We start from the raw sequence: 16,614 nt of genomic DNA, 5'->3' as shown, positions 1-16,614 counted from the left end.
GCTTTCTTTCACAAAGATATGCCTAATTTAGTCCGAAATAAATAGAGCAAATTATCGAAAAACAACTTGACAAACTAAAGCCCTTTATTTAATTACCGATCAAATAAGGGACGTTTGGTCTTGATTTACTTGTGAAGTAAATCACAATCGTCAGGAACTTTGGAGGGTATAGTTTTGAATCTGGACAGCTTTGCACCCGTAGGAATATTCCTGACATTAGGCGTTGTTTTCGTTTTGGTGACCCTCGCCATCGCAAAACTCATCCGTCCGCACCGCCCATCCGAAGCCAAACTCGCCAGCTACGAATGCGGCGAACAGCCAATCGGCACCGCCTGGATCCAGTACAACCCCAGATTCTATATATTTGCGCTCCTTTTTGTCATCTTTGATGTCGAAGTAATCTTCCTTTTTCCGTGGGCTGTTGCCTACAAGTCTCTGGGATTGTTCGCCCTCGTTGAGATGCTTATCTTCATCGGCATCCTCGTAATCGGCCTCGCTTGGGCCTGGAAGAAGGGAGTCCTCAAGTGGGCATAATTTCGAAGCTTCCGGTATACATGGAAAACATGCCCGGCGGCACCGTCGTCACGACCTCATTAGAGAAAGTTCTCAATGAGTCGCGTGCGTCTTCTCTCTGGTATTTGCTTTTTGGCACCGCATGTTGCGCAATCGAAATGATGTGCGCCGGTGCATCGCGATATGACTTTGACCGTTTTGGAATGTTCTTCCGCGCCTCGCCGCGTCAGGCCGACCTGATGTTCGTCGCCGGCACCATCACTCACAAAATGGCGCCCCGCGTCAAGTTGCTCTACGAACAAATGGCAGAGCCGCGTTACGTAATCGCCATGGGCGGTTGCGCTTGCTCCGGCGGTCCGTTCTACTACGATACCTATGCGGTACTCAAGGGCGTCGACCAGATCATTCCGGTAGATGTGTTTCTCCCCGGATGTCCGCCGCGACCTGAATCGCTGATGGAAGCCTGTATCAAGGTTCAGCAGAAAGTCAAGAAAGAAAAACTACAGGACTGGAGCAGCGACCGTCGTGGCTGATAACGATACCATTCTTGCTCTCTTGACCGCCAAGTTTCCCGGTAAGGTCAGCGCGCTGGAACTCGCTCCGGCACAAACAGCCGTCACCGTCGAGGCTGATGCTATCGTCGACCTCTTCGCTTACTTAGTCGAAAATCCGGATTTAAAGATGAATTATCTCTCTGCAATTTCCGGTGTCGACCTCACGGAATCTATTGGCATTGTCTATTTCGTCTCTTCACTTGAATACAGACACAAACTCACCATAAAGACCAAGGTCGACCGCATCGGCGGAAAGATCAACTCGATTCAACACATCATTCCTGCTGCCAACTGGTTCGAGCGGGAAATTTGGGAATTATATGGCGTCGACTTCGTGAATCATCCGGACCTCAGGCGTTTCCTCCTGCCGGATGATTGGGATCAAGGCAATCCGATGCTGCGTGATTGGGATGGTAGGGACTTTATAAGAATGCCGGAAGTGCAATGAACGAAGCGACGCCATCTCAATATAGCGAAGAGTTTGAGGTCAACATGGGACCACAGCACCCGTCAACGCACGGTGTGCTCCGGCTCATGCTTCGAATGAATGGCGAGAACATTGTTCGCGCCACGCCCTACATCGGCTATCTCCATCGCGGCATCGAAAAGATCTGCGAAAATCGCACCTACGCCCAGTGCATACCAATGCTCGATCGTTTCGAGTACGTTACTTCAATGGCTTCCGAGGAAGTTTTCTGTCTTGCTACCGAAAGACTCGCCGCCGTCGAAGTGCCGGAACGCGCCGAATACCTGCGCGTTATTATGCTCGAATTCAACCGTATCGCCTCGCACCTGATTTTCCTGGGGACGTTCTCGCTCGATCTCGGCGCTATCACGCCGTTTCTCTATTGTCTGCGCGAACGTGAACAAATTATCGATCTCTTTGAAATGACATCCGGACAGCGCCTCACCTATAACTACATCCGGGTCGGCGGTGTCGCGTATGATATTCCCGAGGACTTCTTGCCGTTGGCGCGCAAATTCGTCGACACCTTCCAACATCGCATCGACGACTACGAAGCCATCCTGACCCAGAATCCGATCTTCCTTGCACGCACGAAGAACGTCGGCATAATCTCCAAAGACATCGCCGTCAACTATGCCGCCTCTGGTCCGGTTCTGCGTGCGTCCGGCGTCAAGTGGGATCTTCGCCGCGATGACCCATATTCAATCTATGACCGTTTCAAGTTTGACATCCCCACCGGCACGGTCGGCGACACCTGGGATCGATACATGGTTCGCGTGCAGGAGATGCGTCAATCGAACGAGATCGTCCGTCAGGCGCTCGACAATCTTCCGCAGGGCGACTACAAAGCTAAAATGAAAGCTGTCTTCAAACCGCCTGTTGGCGAATGCTATGCCCGCATTGAAAATGCGCGCGGCGAAATGGGATGCCATATTATCTCCGACGGCAGCACCAAACCGTATCGTCTCAAACTGCGCGGCGGCTCATACTGTCACACTCAGCTTATTCCGGCGATTGCCTCCGGTATGATGATTGCCGATTTGGTTGCGACCTTCGCTTCACTTGATGTGATTCTCCCCGAGGTAGATAGATAGTCATGGAATTGACGCCGCTGTTTCAATGGATTGACACCCAACTAATCGCATTGGTTGAATGGCTCGGCTTGCCCATTTGGTTTGCTGAATTGCTCGAAATGGTGCTTGCCGCCGTCGCCGTTCTCTTGATGGCTTTCTTGATTGTGCTCTTCCTCGTCTGGTGGGAACGCAAACTCTCCGGCCACTTCCAACAGCGCCTCGGCCCTATGCGCACCGGCTGGCACGGCTGGCTGCAGACAGTTGCTGATGGACTCAAGCTTTTCCAAAAGGAAGACATCATTCCCACGAACGTCGACCGCAAGGTGTTCTTCTGGGCGCCGGTGATCTGCTTTGCATCATCGTATGCGGCATTCGCTGTGATTCCGTGGGGCGAGGGCATTATCCCAACCGATCTGAACATCGGCATATTATATGTGCTCTCGATTACGACCTTCGTCGTCATCTCACTACTGATGGCTGGATGGAGTTCGAACAATAAATACGCGCTTCTCGGCGGCATGCGTTCCGCCGCTCAAATCGTCTCCTATGAAGTCCCGCTCACGCTTTCCGTGCTCGGTGTTATCATGATGACCCAATCGCTATCGATGGTCGCCATCGTCGAAGCGCAAGAGGGCGTCTTCAGTTGGTTCATCTGGCGTCAGCCATTGGGCTTTGCCATCTATTTAGTGGCCGCCGTTGCCGAAACCAACCGCGCGCCATTTGACATTCCCGAAGCCGAACAGGAATTGGTAGCCGGTTTCAATATCGAATACTCCGGCATGAAGTTCGCCATGTTCTTCCTGGCCGAATTCTTGAATCTCTTCCTCGTCTCCGCCATTGCAACGACATTGTTCCTCGGCGGCTGGCAGGGACCGTTCTTGCCGTCCTGGCTCTGGTTCATCCTCAAGACGACGTTCGTGATATTCGTCATCATCTGGTTTAAGTGGACCTTTCCGCGCCTTGCGCGTCGACCAACTCATGGAATTCTGCTGGAAGGTCTTGTTGCCGCTGGCGTTTTTGAACCTCATTATCTCCGGATTCTTGTTCAGAGGATAGGGAAGAACGATGCCAACCGCATACAAACTGAATCCCATTTCGGGAATAAAGAACCTGCTCATCGGTTTGTGGGTCACGTTGCGGCATCTGTTCAGCAAATCTATCACGCTTCAATATCCGACTGAGCGCTGGGAAATGCCCGAACGTTCCCGCGGTGTTGTAGTTCTGCTTTCCGACAAGGAGTCGGGCGATCTCAATTGTACCGCCTGTATTCTCTGCGCCAAAGCCTGTCCTGTCGGCGCAATCCGCATCGATCGTCACCGCGGCGACGACAAGCGCTGGAAACTCGATTCATTCTCAATTGACAATACAATCTGTTGCTATTGCGGTCTCTGTCAGGAGGCCTGCAACTTCGATGCGATCAAACTTACGCCGAAGTACGAATTCTCTTCTTACGATAAAGCCAGTTTGATTTACGACGTCCATCGCTTGCAGGAACTTGGCCGTGATGTTGATTTCGTTCCGACCGCCAAGAAAGCCGCTCCGAAACCGGCAGCCACAACTCCGGCTCCAGCAGGCGACGCGGCAACCGCCGTTGCAACACCGGCACCGGCACCGGCCACAGAACCTGAAAAGCCTGTCGAACCCAAGGGAGAGGGCGAATAGCCATGGATCACGGAATCGCGCCATATCTATTCTACTTGTTTGCCTTTATGATTGTCGTGTCCGGCATTCTCGTCGTGACCTTGCGCGACATCTTTCATTGCGCATTGATGCTCGTCATCTGCATGTTCTCGGTCGCCGCCATCTATGTCTTGCTCGGAGCGGACTTCATCGCCGCCGTGCAGGTCTTGATCTATGTCGGCGCCGTGTCGGTACTGCTGATATTCGCCATCATGTTGACTGCGCGCGTTTCCGGTATCGGAATCAAACAGCAAAATGAACAAGTCCCGTTTGCCTTGTTGGCGACAATTGCCTTTATGGCGATCACAGTGTTTGGCCTCGGCAAGACCATCTGGAACGTCAAGTCTGCCGCGCCTCCGGAAGAAACCGTGATGTCGCTCGGCAAACTGTTGATGACCGTCTATGTCGTGCCGTTTGAAATTGTCTCGATTGTGCTGTTAGCAGCACTAATCGGCGCCATTGTCATTGCGAGGAGAGATTAGCGATATGGAAATCGGACTCGGACATTATCTGTCGCTGGCGGCGATTCTCTTTGGCGTCGGATTCTTCGGCGCTCTCACTCGTCGCAACGCCATTGGAATTCTGATGTCGATTGAACTGATGTTCAACGCCGTCAATATCAATCTCGTTGCGTTCAATCGTTTCATTACGCCGACCGATCTCACCGGACAGCTCTTTGCGATTTTCACGATCGTGATCGCTGCCGCCGAAGTCACTGTCGGTTTGGCGATTGTCATGCTGATCTATCGCAACTTCCGCGATATCTTTGTGGATAACATCAACCTGATGAAATGGTAAGTCATGCGCGAACTTAGTTGGATCATACCGCTTCTGCCTTTGACAGCATTTTGTCTGATCGTCTTCTTTACGCGCGAGAACCGCAAGCTTTCATCTGCCATTTCACTCGGTGCAATCGGCACGGCATTTCTTTATGCCGTGAGCCTGCTGATCCAACAACTCGGCGACAATACACCGTTCGAACTCAACTATATCTGGGCATCGTTCCCGACTCTCAAACTCGAAGTCGGCATCTACATCGATGCGTTGACCTCAATCATGCTGGTCGTGGTTACGACCGTTTCGATGCTCGTACAGATTTATTCGCTTGGCTACATGCACGGTGATCCGCGCTTCTCGCGATACTATTCGTATCTCTCGCTGTTCACCTTCTCGATGCTCGGCCTTGTGCTCGCCAACAATTTCTTCCTGATCTTTGTCTTCTGGGAGTTGGTCGGCTTGACCTCGTATCTGTTGATCGGATTCTGGTTTGAGAAGAAGACCGCCGCCGACGCCGGCAAGAAAGCATTTATCACTACCCGAATTGGTGACTTCGGTTTCCTGATCGGCGTGATTCTCCTCGCCGCGTATTGCGGTACGCTTAATTACCAGGAAGTCTTCTCACAGGTCGCAGGCGGTGTCATTCCGCCTGCCGTTCTGACTTTCGCCGGCATCGCAATCTTCTGCGGCGCCATCGGTAAGTCGGCACAGTTCCCGTTGCATGTCTGGCTCCCAGATGCGATGGAAGGTCCCACACCGGTCTCGGCGTTGATTCACGCCGCTACGATGGTTGCTGCCGGTGTGTACCTTGTCGCGCGCTCGATGAGCCTCTTTGAACATAGTCCCGACGCCGCACTGTTCGTAGCGGTTATCGGTATCATCACATCGCTGTTGGCGGCTTCGATTGCTCTCGTCCAGAATGACATCAAGCGCATTCTCGCCTATTCGACGGTCAGCCAGCTCGGTTACATGATCATGGCGCTCGGCCTCGGTTCGTTTACCGCCGGTACCTTGCACCTGATGACCCACGCCTTCTTCAAAGCCTGCTTGTTCCTCTGCGCCGGATCAGTGATTCACGCCGTGCACTCGCAGGACATTCAGAAGATGGGGGGACTCCGTCACAAAATGCCGATCACCTATTGGTCGATGCTGATTGCCACACTGTCGATTGCCGGTATCTTCCCGTTGTCGGGATTCTGGTCCAAGGACGAAATCGTGGCCTCGACTCTCGGTCATCCAATTTTCATGGCACTGACGCTGTTGGTCGCGTTCATGACATCATTCTATATGTTCCGCCTGATCTTCCTGACTTTCTACGGCGAGTCTCGCGATCATCATGCCTACGAACACGCACATGAGTCGCCGCGCACTATGACAACGCCGTTGATTGTTTTGGGTGTGTTGTCGGTCTGTGCCGGTTGGGTGGCAATTCCGTGGCTGTCGCATGGGTACTCGATGTTCGCCTATGTTCACGAACCGCACCACGCTGAAGCACACATCAGCATAATGCTGATCTCGACATTGGTGGCGTTCTCCGGTATCGGGCTTGCCTACCTGATGTACATCAAGAAATCGATTTCGCCGCAGGCTCTTGGAGCAAAATTCAAAGGTCTTTATACGCTGCTCTATAACAAGTGGTACTTCGATGAAATTTATGATACGATAATTATCAAGCCGACACTGGCGTTCACCAATTTGTTGTGGTCGTTTGATGGCGGTGTTATCGATTGGGTCGTAAACGCCTTTGGCAGATTCACGCTTTGGCTGTCGGTTATCAAGACTTGGTTCGACGTTCACATCGTCGATGGCACAGTCAACGGACTTGGCTACACCATTTGGGCCACCGGTGCGTTGTTGCGTCAGTTCCAAACCGGCAAAGTACAGTTGTATGGTTTCTTTATCATATTCGGCATCGTACTGATGCTCATAGTGACTCGAGTTGTATAGTCTGCTTCAGGCAGGAGTATAAATATGGACTTTCCGATTTTAAGTGTCATGATCTTCACCCCGCTTGTCGGCATGCTGCTTGTCATGCTGATAAACAAGGAGAAGACTCAACTCATCAAGTACACCTCCGTTGCGGTCAGCATCATTCCGCTGATCTTGTCGGTGATGTTGTGGTTCGCCTACGACTCATCGACATCGGTGATGCAATTCACCGAACGCTACGAGTGGATACCGTCGCTGTCGATTCAGTATTTCCTCGGCGTTGACGGATTGTCCGTACCGATGCTATTCCTCACTGCGCTGTTGTCGACGATTTCATTGATCGTTTCGTTCCACATCACGAATCGCGTGAAGGAATACTTCGCGTTCTTCCTGCTGCTTGAAGCTGGAATGATCGGAGTGTTTGCCGCGCTCGATTTCTTCCTGTTCTACATCTTCTGGGAAGTGATGCTGGTGCCGATGTATTTCCTGATCGGTATCTGGGGCGGACCGCGCAAGGAATACGCTGCGATCAAGTTCTTCCTGTACACGCTCTTTGGCTCGATCTTCATGCTGGTCGGAATTCTGATCCTCTATCTGAATTCCTCACCGCACACTCTCGATATGGTAGAACTGATCGCTCAAGGCAATCAGTTCGCGCACTCACTACAGATTCTCGTCTGGGTGTTCTTCTTCCTCGCATTTGCCATCAAGGTTCCGATCTTCCCGTTCCACACATGGTTGCCGGATGCTCACGTCGAGGCGCCAACCGCAGTCTCGATTATTCTTGCCGGCGTGCTCCTGAAAATGGGCACATACGGTTTCCTGCGGATTAGTTATCCGATGCTGCCACACGGGACGCAATATTTCGCCTATCCTTTCGCCATCCTCGGTGTCATTGGTATTATCTATGGCGCACTTGTGTCGATGGCGCAGAAGGATCTTAAGAAGCTTGTCGCATATTCGTCGGTCTCGCACATGGGTTACTGCGTGCTGGGCATGGCGGTCTTCTTCATAAATTCAGACGGACAGCCGCACACCACCGGACTTGCAGGGTGCATCTTCCAGATGTTCAGCCACGGCTTGATCACCGGCGCACTCTTCTTACTGGTCGGCGTGTTATACGATCGCGCTCACACCCGCGAAATCGCGGCCTTCGGCGGACTTGGTTCTAAACTGCCGCTGTACACCGCATTGATGACCGTCTTTGCGATGGCATCGCTGGGATTGCCCGGAATGTCGGGATTCGTAGCCGAGTTCATGGTATTCGTCGGCGCTTTTGCGTCGCCGACCTATCAGATAATGACAGGCATCGCCGTCATCGGCGTGGTGCTTACCGCGGCCTATATCCTTCGCATGGTACAGAAAATGTTCCTAGGCGAGTTCAACGTGAAGTGGGCTGGTCTTACCGAGATCAACGGACGCGAACTTCTCGCTGTCATTCCGTTGCTCGTGTTGACTATCGCTCTCGGTGTCTATCCCAAGCCGCTGGTCACGATGATCTCAGCGACGTTGGAAAACATTGTCGTTATGGTGTCGAGGTAGTCAATGGCTGATCTGCGGTTGATGCTGCCGGAGTTGATTCTCTTTGCGTGGGCGATGATGATGCTGATGTATGGCGTCATCCGCAAAAACGTTGGCGGCAACACCATGATCTATCTGGCGATGCTCGGCGTCGTCATTACCGGCTTCAGCATTCCCATGACCGGCTACGGCATCGCTTTCGGCGGGACATTCTTCGTCGACAAAGTCTCGGTCTTCTTTAAGATGATCTTCCTTGGAGCGGCGTTCTTTGCTGCCGCTTCATCATCGTCGCTGATGGAGAAACTCAAGAGCCGATCACGGCGAGTACTTCACGCTGATTTTGCTCTCGACCGTCGGAATGATGTTCCTCATCTCGACCAATGAACTGATTACACTATATGTCGCGCTCGAATTGACGACGATTCCGCTTTTCGTGTTGGCAGCGTACCGCAAGGACAGCCTCTCGTCCTCTGAGGCCGGCCTGAAGTACCTGATTCTCGGCGCCGTCTCGTCGGCAATACTGCTCTACGGTATCTCGATGATCTATGGCTTGACCGGCACGACCTTCATCAACTTGGCATTTGGTCGTCTGCTCGAACAGTCGCTCGGAATGTTGACTCTGACGCAGGAAGTCAACATGGCATTTATCATCGCGATGATCATGATGATCGCCGGATTCGGATTCAAACTTGCCTTGGTGCCGTTCCACATGTGGGCGCCTGATGTGTACGAAGGCGCACCAACTCCTGTGACCTCGTTCTTGTCGGTCGCTTCCAAGGGCGCCGGAGTTGCGGCATTTGCCCGAGTCTTCTACTCGGCGTTGCCGTCATTTGGCGAGTTCTACTGGGGTATCATGATTGCCACACTGGCTGCCGCGGCAATGATCATCGGAAATATCACCGCCGTGCTGCAATCCAATGTCAAACGTATGCTTGCCTATTCCTCGATTGCGCACGCTGGATACTTGCTGATCGGTTTCGTCTCGCTGCCCGCGAATATGGATGCCATTCCGCTTGGTCCGGCATCAATCATGTTCTATATGCTCGCTTACCTGTTTGCCAACATGGGCGCATTCGCCTGCGCGATTGCTTTCGAAAAAAATTATGGCTCCTATGAAATCAAGGATTATCAAGGACTCTCAAAGCATTCGCCTGCTTTGGCGCTAACCTTCACGATATTTTTGCTATCCCTTGCCGGAATTCCGCCGATGGTCGGATTCTTTGCCAAGTATTACATCTTCCTCGCCGGATGGCCGGGATATTCCTGGCTGGTCATTGTCGGTATTTTGACTTCCGTCATCTCGCTTTACTACTATGCCAACATCATCAAGCAGATGTACTTCAATCGCACCGAAACCACGCTTGCCAAAGCGACCTTCGACAGCCCGCTGTTGATTACGCTGGTCCTGACTGCCGTCGGTACGATCCTGTTCGGAATTTTCCCCGAATCCGTCATCAAGTTTGCCAACACCGCTTTTGAAGCGTTCCCGTTTTAGGGTTGACTTCGTCCTCTCTTTTGCGTAGAATCTTCTTCGCCGTATAGGCGATTTTCTTATGAGCCCCGAAGGTAGTATTAGCAACATATTCAAGAAATATATCATCGCTGGTGTATTGGTAATTGTCCCACTGATCATTACCTATGTCGTTTTGCGATTTCTGCTTAGTTCCGTTGATGGTATTCTCTCTCCGCTTCTGATTCGATATCTCGGCTACGACATTCCCGGTCTTGGAATCGCGATCGTCGTTTTGCTCATCATTCTCACCGGTGTTCTGACCCACGGCGTCCTTGGCCGCCAGGTAGTAGCATTGTGGGATGCGCTCTTGGGGCGCGTACCATTTGTGCGGACAGTCTATCTCGCCTCGAAACAGCTTCTGCAGTCGATTACCAACCCCAAAGAAAGCATGTTCCAGCGGGTGGTAATTATTCCGTATCCGCGCGAAGGAATGTATGTCTTTGCCTTTGCAAGCAATGAGGTTACACTTGACACTGTGCCGGGAAATGATAGTTTCGTTGCAGTGTTTGTTCCGTCGACGCCAACTCCGTTTACGGGATTTACCTATCTTGTGAAGAAAGAGGAAGTTTATCCGACCACTATTAGTGTGGAAGATGCGGTCAAGTTTATGGTCTCAGGCGGCATTGTTGCTCCGGACTCGCTTGTCAAGCATACCGGTGGAGAAGGGTTGATACATTGAAACTATCAAAACTCCTCTCCGATGAACTGGTAGTCGCTGACATGCCGGCTACGACCAAGAAGGAAGCTATTGCTTTCCTGATCGAGCGGATCAGCAAGCAGTTCCCACTGCTCGACTGCGATCAAATCTCGATTGCCGTCGATGAACGCGAACGCATCGAGAATACTTCCTACGGCCACGGCTTTGCGTTTCCTCATGCGCGTACCGATGAGGTCCAGCGCATGTATATCGCGGTCGGCGTCAGCAAACGCGGACTGAGCGACAAGACGCCCGACGGCGTCCCGCTGCGTGTCGTCTGCCTGATGCTGACACCATCCAATATTTCTCAACTCTATCTGCAAACCTTGTCGGCTTTCGCGCGATTGGCGCGCAATAGCGAGCATCTAAAGAGAATGCTGGAAGCTCAGACGCCGGCCGAGGTTATTGATGTTATTACTAACTCGGGAGTGAAAGTGGATCGAGATCTGCTGGTTCGCGACATTATGGTCGAAAAAGTTATCAGTGTCACCCGCGAAACAACCCTTAAGGAAGTCGCCAATCTTCTCTACAAGCATCGTGTCGGCGCCATGCCGGTGGTGGATAGTGCCGGAACAGTTGTCGGCCAGATTTCCAATCGCGATCTGATTCGCGCCGCATTGCCCGATTACAAGGCGCTTATCAATAATCTCTCGATGGCGCCTGATGTCATGCCGTTTGACGACTTGCTCAAGGCCGCCGAAAAGAAGAATGTCGGCGAAATCATGAATCCGGAACTCGCTACAACAACCGAGGATACACCGGTCGTCGAACTGGCAGCGTTGATGATTTTCAAGAATCTTCGCATGGTGCCGGTCGTGCGCGACAGCAAACTCGTCGGTGTTGTCGTTATTTCCGATATTGTTTCCAAGATCATTCGCGGCTAATTCGACCGATTAACCCCTTCATCTAAGCAATTACTTCCGATTCGGCTTGCGCTTTGTGGTCGGATTCGCGATAATTCCGAACCTTATGACAGAATTTTGGCTGTGGGCCGGTTTTATAGCTTTTGTGCTGGCGATGCTTGTCATCGATCTCGGCATTTTCAATCGCAAAGCGCACACCATCAAAATGAAAGAAGCACTGATCTGGTGCACAATCTGGATCTCGCTGGCGGCGCTGTTTTGTATCGGCACCTACATCTACAAGGGGCACCAGGCCGGACTGGAGTTCCTTACCGGATATCTGATTGAACTGTCGTTAAGTCTCGACAATCTTTTCGTTTTCCTGCTGATATTTTCCTATTTCCGCGTTGCGCCGACATTGCAGCATAAAGTGCTGTACTGGGGTATTCTCGGCGCGCTGTTGATGCGTGCCGGCATGATTGCCGGCGGTATCGCGTTGATCACCAAATTCCATTGGATCATCTACGTCTTCGGCGCATTCTTGGTGTTTACCGGCATCAAGATGCTCACCTCGGGCGACACCGAAATCCACCCCGACAAGAATCCGATCATCCGGCTGGCGCGCAAACTATTCCCGGTGACGCCGCAGTATCACGGCGACCATTTCTTCGCCCGCATCGACGGACGCCTGTTCGCAACGCCGATGTTTCTGGTGTTGTTGATGATTGAAACCACCGACTTGGTGTTTGCTGTCGATTCGATTCCGGCGATTCTGGCGATTACGCGGGATACATTTATCGTGTACACTTCCAACGTGTTTGCGATTCTCGGTCTGCGCTCGTTCTATTTTGCGCTGGCAGGGATGTTCTACAAGTTCCGTTTCCTCAAGGTCGGTCTTTCGATCGTTCTGGCGTATGTCGGCGTCAAGATGCTGATCGCCGACTTTTTCAAAATCCCCACGTTTGTATCCCTCGGTGTGATCGTCGTTACGATCGGCACATCAATTCTGGTGTCATTCCTGATACCCGCCAAGACCGAAGAGGTCGGCACACCGGTCGACCCGAAGTCGCCCGATTCGCTGTAACTACAATCTCTGTATTTCCATTTTATGTCATTCCCGCGAAGGTCGAGGCTCCGTTGTGTCATTCCCAATGTGTTGTCATTCCCGCCCCGCTAAAGCGCGGGGTAGACTTCAGGGACTGTTGAAAAAACACGGTTGTGCGCGCCCGCCGTCCACGTCGGGCGCGTTTGGGATCCAGTTTTGAAAGTAGTAATGAAACACTTGTTCAGATCGAGAAGGTCGAGACCACTGCGATCCCGACCTTCAAGCTAACATCTTCATCCCCAATTATGGACAAGCCGCGCAAGGTGCCGGACCGCCCGAAAAGACAAAACTAACAATATATACCGCGTCCGAGATGCTAATCCCCCCAGAGCAGTTAGCGTCCGCCAACCAATATGGACCTGGAAATGGTCCACCGCCAAAGATGTACATGATGATGTAAATGGCATCCGAGACGGTTACACTGCCGGAATTATTCGCGTCGCCACAGATGTAGTCGCACGCGTCGCCGATGCCGTCCAAATCAGTGTCTTCTTGCAGGGATTGGAAAAGCGCGTGCAGTTGTCAATCGGGCACGTTGATGCCGGAAATCCCGGGTCACCAAATCCATCACCGTCCGTGTCGGTACATTCGTCGCAGGCATCGCCAAGCGAGTCGGCGTCGAAGTCGGCTTGATCAACATTGGCTACTGACGGGCAGTTGTCACAGATTTCGCCTAAACCGTCGCTGTCGGGATCTGTTTGATTGGTACTTGCGAGGCTGGGACAATTGTCAACTGGACATGTCGAAGCAGGATAGCCGGGATTGGCGAAACCATCTCCATCGGTGTCGGTACATTCGTCGCAGGCATCGCCAGTCGAGTCGGCATCAAAGTCGACTTGATCAACATTGGTAACTAACCGGCAATTGTCGCAGGCATCGCCCAAGCCATCACCATCGACATCGGACTGATCCGCATTTGCGACGCTGGGGCAATTGTCAACTGGACAGGTGGAAACAGAATAGCCGGGATTGGCAGCTCCATCGCCATCAGTGTCAGTGCAGGTATCACAGGCGTCTCCTATGCCATCCTGATCGAGATCCAGTTGATCAGAGTTTGGTGTAGTAGGGCAGTTGTCCGTGGCGCAGTCATTTTGAGGGATGTGGGGGTCACCAAAGTAGTCGCCGTCAGAATCGACACAATCCATCGAACAACCCTGACCAAACGCCCCGACGAGCAAACCGCAAGGATTCGCTGCCGGCAAACAAGGCGAGATGCTGCCCAATTCGAAATCTAACTGACCTATTCTACAAAAAAACGGGTTGATGCTAAAATTGCCATTTATCGAGGCAAATCCGGCAAGTTCTCCCGCGAAATTGCCGCCTGAATTGCCGTAGACATCACTGCACTCTATCAAGATTGTATCGGGATTGATGATTTCGACTGTGACAGAGCTATAGTTGAAGGCAACAATACTCCGCCTCAAAAAGAACGAACTGTTATGATTTGCAATGGCTGCGGAATAAAAGCCCTTGTTTCTTGTCACCGTGCAGTTGTTCAGATAGACAACGGCGTCAGCCGCGATCTTGACGGCTCCGCCTGTTGGGCAACTATTGGAGTCCATGAGACAGTAGTTGAGATTCCCAATTGAATTGTCCAGACTAATGGCGCCGCCATAGCGATCCGCTTTGTTTCGCCTAAAACGTGATTGTGCGGCTGTGATCACTGATCCCTCTTCCGCACATATGGCGCCGCCAATCAGCGCTCTATTATCCTCGAGTTTACAGGCGGTTATGTTGCATACAGCGCCGCCACTGGTGAAAATAGCGCCGCCTAACACACCTTCATTGTTAATAAACGTGCAGTTTTGAATTGATACTTCGGAGCTATCAATAGAGATCGCTCCGCCGTAGTAACGGGAACAATCTCTGATTGTGATTCCGCTGATTCTTGTGCCAGAAGCGAGACTGCCGCTGATAGCGATCCAGGGATGATCTTCTGTACTCGTTCCGTTAACGTCAAATACTACATTAGCGCCAACTGCAGACTGGATATACAGCATCTTGCCGGAGAGAACGAGGTTGCGATTGCCGGGACCCGTATATGTTCCGGACGCAATACTAATCACATCATATGACGATGCTGCGGCGATAGCAGCCTCAACGGTGGGCGCCTGGCTTGGTACGTTTATCACTGCTGCTGGTGCCACTCCGTGTGCCAACATGAAAGCAATGAGGGTGCTGAGGACGAGAATTCGCATCGATTCCTCCCAGTTTAAACAAAGTCCGATTTTGCTATGGTCAAATATAGTCAAAAATGGCGATTTTGTCAACGCTGGATATAGGAGCGTGGCAGCAGAAATCTATCTGCGTGTCATTTCCGCGGAAGTTATAGCCTCTGGTTTGTCATTCCCGCCCCGCTAAAACGCGGGGTAGACTTCAGCGGGAATCCAGCTTAGCTTGAGTCTTGTTTCTTTTCTATCTCTTTCTTTCTATCGTTTCCATTCCTTGTGAATTCTCAATAATTCGGCGTAACCCGGGTTAATCGGGACAGCAAAAGCCATTCACCGAAACCGATGCCATGATAGCGATACACATTGCATCAGCAATAAGGGCTACCTATTGCTGACTCGCCCCGGCGAGTGTTGTCGACAAGGTCGTGACTAGTTTAACCGCAACGGCCGTTGCGAACTTGCCGAGTCACACTTACTGGGCGGCAACTGTACGTCGCCAACGCAACATCAGTGCCTCTACTATTAGGCGCTAAAAATAATCTCGACATAGTAGCTACAGATTATTTTATGGTGTGGTAGGGGGGAAATCGCCAGGCCCGCAGAAGATGTGTCTTCAATGCTGACATGGTTCATTTTCTGCGCGCGATAACTATCTGACTGGGTGTCAAACAACACAGTCCCAACGTTGCAGCGTGAATTGATACACTTGCAAGATAGACCACGCGAAGGAGCCTGCTTTTTATTGGATTGGAAGAGTCGGTAAACGGCGATGGGATGAATTTCACAGACTTGAATCCGAGCTCCTTTAGCTTACGCTTCAAGTATGAATGGCTGAAGACGTAAAGATGTTCTGGGTTCATCCCAACGATTCGATCCATCATCTTGGCGCTTGGCATATGCCTACGGAAAAACTGACGCAATTCAATCCACCAAATCTTGTTAGGAATTCGAAGGATCAATTCAGCGTCACTTGATGAGCAGGCAGAATGGACCGCCAAGCGCCGGGCAGATCTTGTACATAATACAGCACATCCACCATCAAAAGTGTATCGTAGCGCCTGCCTTCTTGCCACAAATTCTCAAGGGCACAACAGACAGAGTTGATTTCGAAGAACGAGCTAGCATGCTCGCAGGAGCGTTGTGAGATGTCGCTGAATGTGATCTCACAGTCAGGTCGCCTCGGTCGTATCAATGAAGCAAGATGACCCATGCCCCCGCCAATGTCAATCACTGAAGATCGATCTCTGCAGTTCTCTTCGACAATCTCGACGATGTGGTTGAAGATCGTACGCTGACGCCGCTGGAAATATGCTACGTCCTTGTATGCCGACTCAAAATGGTTTTGGATTACTGTGCTGTCGACCACGACGTCTGAGTAGATTAGTTTGCATTTTCTACATTTTCGCAACCGCGACAATTGGCTGTAGTAAACAAACTGGCCGAGAACTCGCGAACTCCGGCTGCCACACTCAGGGCACTCAAGTAGATGTCGCGCTTTTACAACCTTAAATCCATGCAATCGAGCATAGTCAATCCACTGTTGTGGATTGTCAAATCCCTTATTTGTCGATAAGATCTCTCGAATATCGTCGTCCCGCAAATTCAATGCAGTTGACAGAATCTCTGAAGTCCCCTTACTGACGCTGCCCTTCATGTATATTACTCCATCTATTTTGCAGTAAGATAATGGAAAAGGTAGTCGATTTGTCAAGCGCAATTATTGCGTACCACTTTTGTGTGGTATTGCGGTGATGCCACGGAGGCAATACGCCA

General features: G+C 51.5%; 15 protein-coding genes and 2 pseudogenes. 15 read left to right on the top strand and 2 right to left on the bottom strand.

Annotation, left to right across the window (positions count from 1 at the left end; all coding sequences use genetic code 11):
• Positions 1-174 precede the first annotated feature (174 nt).
• The 15 genes and pseudogenes from ndhC to IPH59_14080 all read left to right on the top strand — a co-directional run bounded on the left by ndhC (position 175) and on the right by IPH59_14080 (position 12,649).
• A complete protein-coding gene (gene ndhC / locus IPH59_14150) occupies positions 175-534 on the top strand; it encodes an NADH-quinone oxidoreductase subunit A (GenBank protein MBK7092838.1) in 360 nt (119 codons plus the stop codon).
• A gap of 20 nt (positions 535-554) precedes the next feature.
• Positions 555-1,046, top strand: coding sequence for an NADH-quinone oxidoreductase subunit B (locus tag IPH59_14145; protein ID MBK7092837.1), 492 nt, complete (start codon positions 555-557; stop codon positions 1,044-1,046).
• The gene (locus IPH59_14140) at positions 1,039-1,515 is read left to right on the top strand and encodes an NADH-quinone oxidoreductase subunit C (GenBank protein ID MBK7092836.1); all 477 of its coding nucleotides are present in this window, start codon (positions 1,039-1,041) and stop codon (positions 1,513-1,515) included. Before IPH59_14145 ends, IPH59_14140 begins: the two co-directional genes overlap by 8 nt.
• The gene (locus IPH59_14135; GenBank protein MBK7092835.1) at positions 1,512-2,627 is read left to right on the top strand and encodes an NADH-quinone oxidoreductase subunit D; all 1,116 of its coding nucleotides are present in this window, start codon (positions 1,512-1,514) and stop codon (positions 2,625-2,627) included. The genes IPH59_14140 and IPH59_14135 overlap by 4 nt, the downstream gene beginning before the upstream one ends.
• Before the next feature lie 2 nt (positions 2,628-2,629).
• Positions 2,630-3,662, top strand: a pseudogene (gene nuoH, locus IPH59_14130) (NADH-quinone oxidoreductase subunit NuoH).
• A gap of 9 nt (positions 3,663-3,671) precedes the next feature.
• Positions 3,672-4,268, top strand: coding sequence for an NADH-quinone oxidoreductase subunit I (locus IPH59_14125; GenBank protein MBK7092834.1), 597 nt, complete (start codon positions 3,672-3,674; stop codon positions 4,266-4,268).
• Positions 4,269-4,270: 2 nt separating this feature from the next.
• Positions 4,271-4,768: an NADH-quinone oxidoreductase subunit J gene (locus tag IPH59_14120; protein MBK7092833.1), complete on the top strand. Its 498-nt coding sequence runs from the start codon at positions 4,271-4,273 to the stop codon at positions 4,766-4,768.
• Positions 4,769-4,772: 4 nt separating this feature from the next.
• Positions 4,773-5,084, top strand: coding sequence for an NADH-quinone oxidoreductase subunit NuoK (gene nuoK / locus IPH59_14115; GenBank protein ID MBK7092832.1), 312 nt, complete (start codon positions 4,773-4,775; stop codon positions 5,082-5,084).
• A 3-nt stretch (positions 5,085-5,087) separates the two neighbouring features.
• Positions 5,088-7,010: an NADH-quinone oxidoreductase subunit L gene (gene nuoL, locus IPH59_14110; GenBank protein ID MBK7092831.1), complete on the top strand. Its 1,923-nt coding sequence runs from the start codon at positions 5,088-5,090 to the stop codon at positions 7,008-7,010.
• A 24-nt stretch (positions 7,011-7,034) separates the two neighbouring features.
• Positions 7,035-8,534, top strand: coding sequence for an NADH-quinone oxidoreductase subunit M (locus tag IPH59_14105; protein ID MBK7092830.1), 1,500 nt, complete (start codon positions 7,035-7,037; stop codon positions 8,532-8,534).
• Positions 8,535-8,537: 3 nt separating this feature from the next.
• The gene (locus IPH59_14100) at positions 8,538-8,897 is read left to right on the top strand and encodes a hypothetical protein (protein MBK7092829.1); all 360 of its coding nucleotides are present in this window, start codon (positions 8,538-8,540) and stop codon (positions 8,895-8,897) included.
• On the top strand, positions 8,854-10,008 hold the full coding sequence (locus IPH59_14095; GenBank protein MBK7092828.1) for an NADH-quinone oxidoreductase subunit N: 1,155 nt from the start codon (positions 8,854-8,856) through the stop codon (positions 10,006-10,008). The genes IPH59_14100 and IPH59_14095 overlap by 44 nt, the downstream gene beginning before the upstream one ends.
• Before the next feature lie 58 nt (positions 10,009-10,066).
• The gene (locus IPH59_14090; GenBank protein ID MBK7092827.1) at positions 10,067-10,705 is read left to right on the top strand and encodes a DUF502 domain-containing protein; all 639 of its coding nucleotides are present in this window, start codon (positions 10,067-10,069) and stop codon (positions 10,703-10,705) included.
• Positions 10,702-11,607 (top strand): PTS sugar transporter subunit IIA, encoded by a 906-nt coding sequence (locus IPH59_14085; protein ID MBK7092826.1) that lies wholly within the window; start codon positions 10,702-10,704, stop codon positions 11,605-11,607. The genes IPH59_14090 and IPH59_14085 overlap by 4 nt, the downstream gene beginning before the upstream one ends.
• A gap of 85 nt (positions 11,608-11,692) precedes the next feature.
• Positions 11,693-12,649, top strand: a complete 957-nt coding sequence (locus IPH59_14080) for a TerC family protein (protein ID MBK7092825.1) — start codon at positions 11,693-11,695, stop codon at positions 12,647-12,649.
• Positions 12,650-12,913: 264 nt separating this feature from the next.
• Here IPH59_14080 and IPH59_14075 read toward each other — a convergent pair.
• Together IPH59_14075 and IPH59_14070 are read right to left on the bottom strand one after the other, a co-directional pair.
• Positions 12,914-14,232, bottom strand: a pseudogene (locus IPH59_14075) (thrombospondin type 3 repeat-containing protein).
• Positions 14,233-15,796: 1,564 nt separating this feature from the next.
• The gene (locus tag IPH59_14070; GenBank protein MBK7092824.1) at positions 15,797-16,495 is read right to left on the bottom strand and encodes a methyltransferase domain-containing protein; all 699 of its coding nucleotides are present in this window, start codon (positions 16,493-16,495) and stop codon (positions 15,797-15,799) included.
• Positions 16,496-16,614 lie beyond the last annotated feature (119 nt).

It is taken from the genome of bacterium (genome assembly GCA_016708315.1).
Lineage (GTDB): Bacteria > Zixibacteria > MSB-5A5 > CAIYYT01 > CAIYYT01 > JADJGC01.
The sequence above is the reverse complement of the archived record's forward strand: the minus strand, read 5'-3'. Positions and strand labels throughout refer to the sequence as shown.

Coding starts and splice junctions, on each gene's coding strand:
- IPH59_14080 (MBK7092825.1), top strand. CDS start 11,693: ATGACAGAATTTTGGCTGTGGGCCGGTTTTATAGCTTTTGTGCTGGCG.
- IPH59_14090 (MBK7092827.1), top strand. CDS start 10,067: ATGAGCCCCGAAGGTAGTATTAGCAACATATTCAAGAAATATATCATC.
- IPH59_14100 (MBK7092829.1), top strand. CDS start 8,538: ATGGCTGATCTGCGGTTGATGCTGCCGGAGTTGATTCTCTTTGCGTGG.
- IPH59_14120 (MBK7092833.1), top strand. CDS start 4,271: ATGGATCACGGAATCGCGCCATATCTATTCTACTTGTTTGCCTTTATG.
- IPH59_14105 (MBK7092830.1), top strand. CDS start 7,035: ATGGACTTTCCGATTTTAAGTGTCATGATCTTCACCCCGCTTGTCGGC.
- nuoL (MBK7092831.1), top strand. CDS start 5,088: ATGCGCGAACTTAGTTGGATCATACCGCTTCTGCCTTTGACAGCATTT.
- IPH59_14125 (MBK7092834.1), top strand. CDS start 3,672: ATGCCAACCGCATACAAACTGAATCCCATTTCGGGAATAAAGAACCTG.
- IPH59_14070 (MBK7092824.1), bottom strand. CDS start 16,495: ATGAAGGGCAGCGTCAGTAAGGGGACTTCAGAGATTCTGTCAACTGCA.
- nuoK (MBK7092832.1), top strand. CDS start 4,773: ATGGAAATCGGACTCGGACATTATCTGTCGCTGGCGGCGATTCTCTTT.
- IPH59_14135 (MBK7092835.1), top strand. CDS start 1,512: ATGAACGAAGCGACGCCATCTCAATATAGCGAAGAGTTTGAGGTCAAC.
- IPH59_14145 (MBK7092837.1), top strand. CDS start 555: ATGGAAAACATGCCCGGCGGCACCGTCGTCACGACCTCATTAGAGAAA.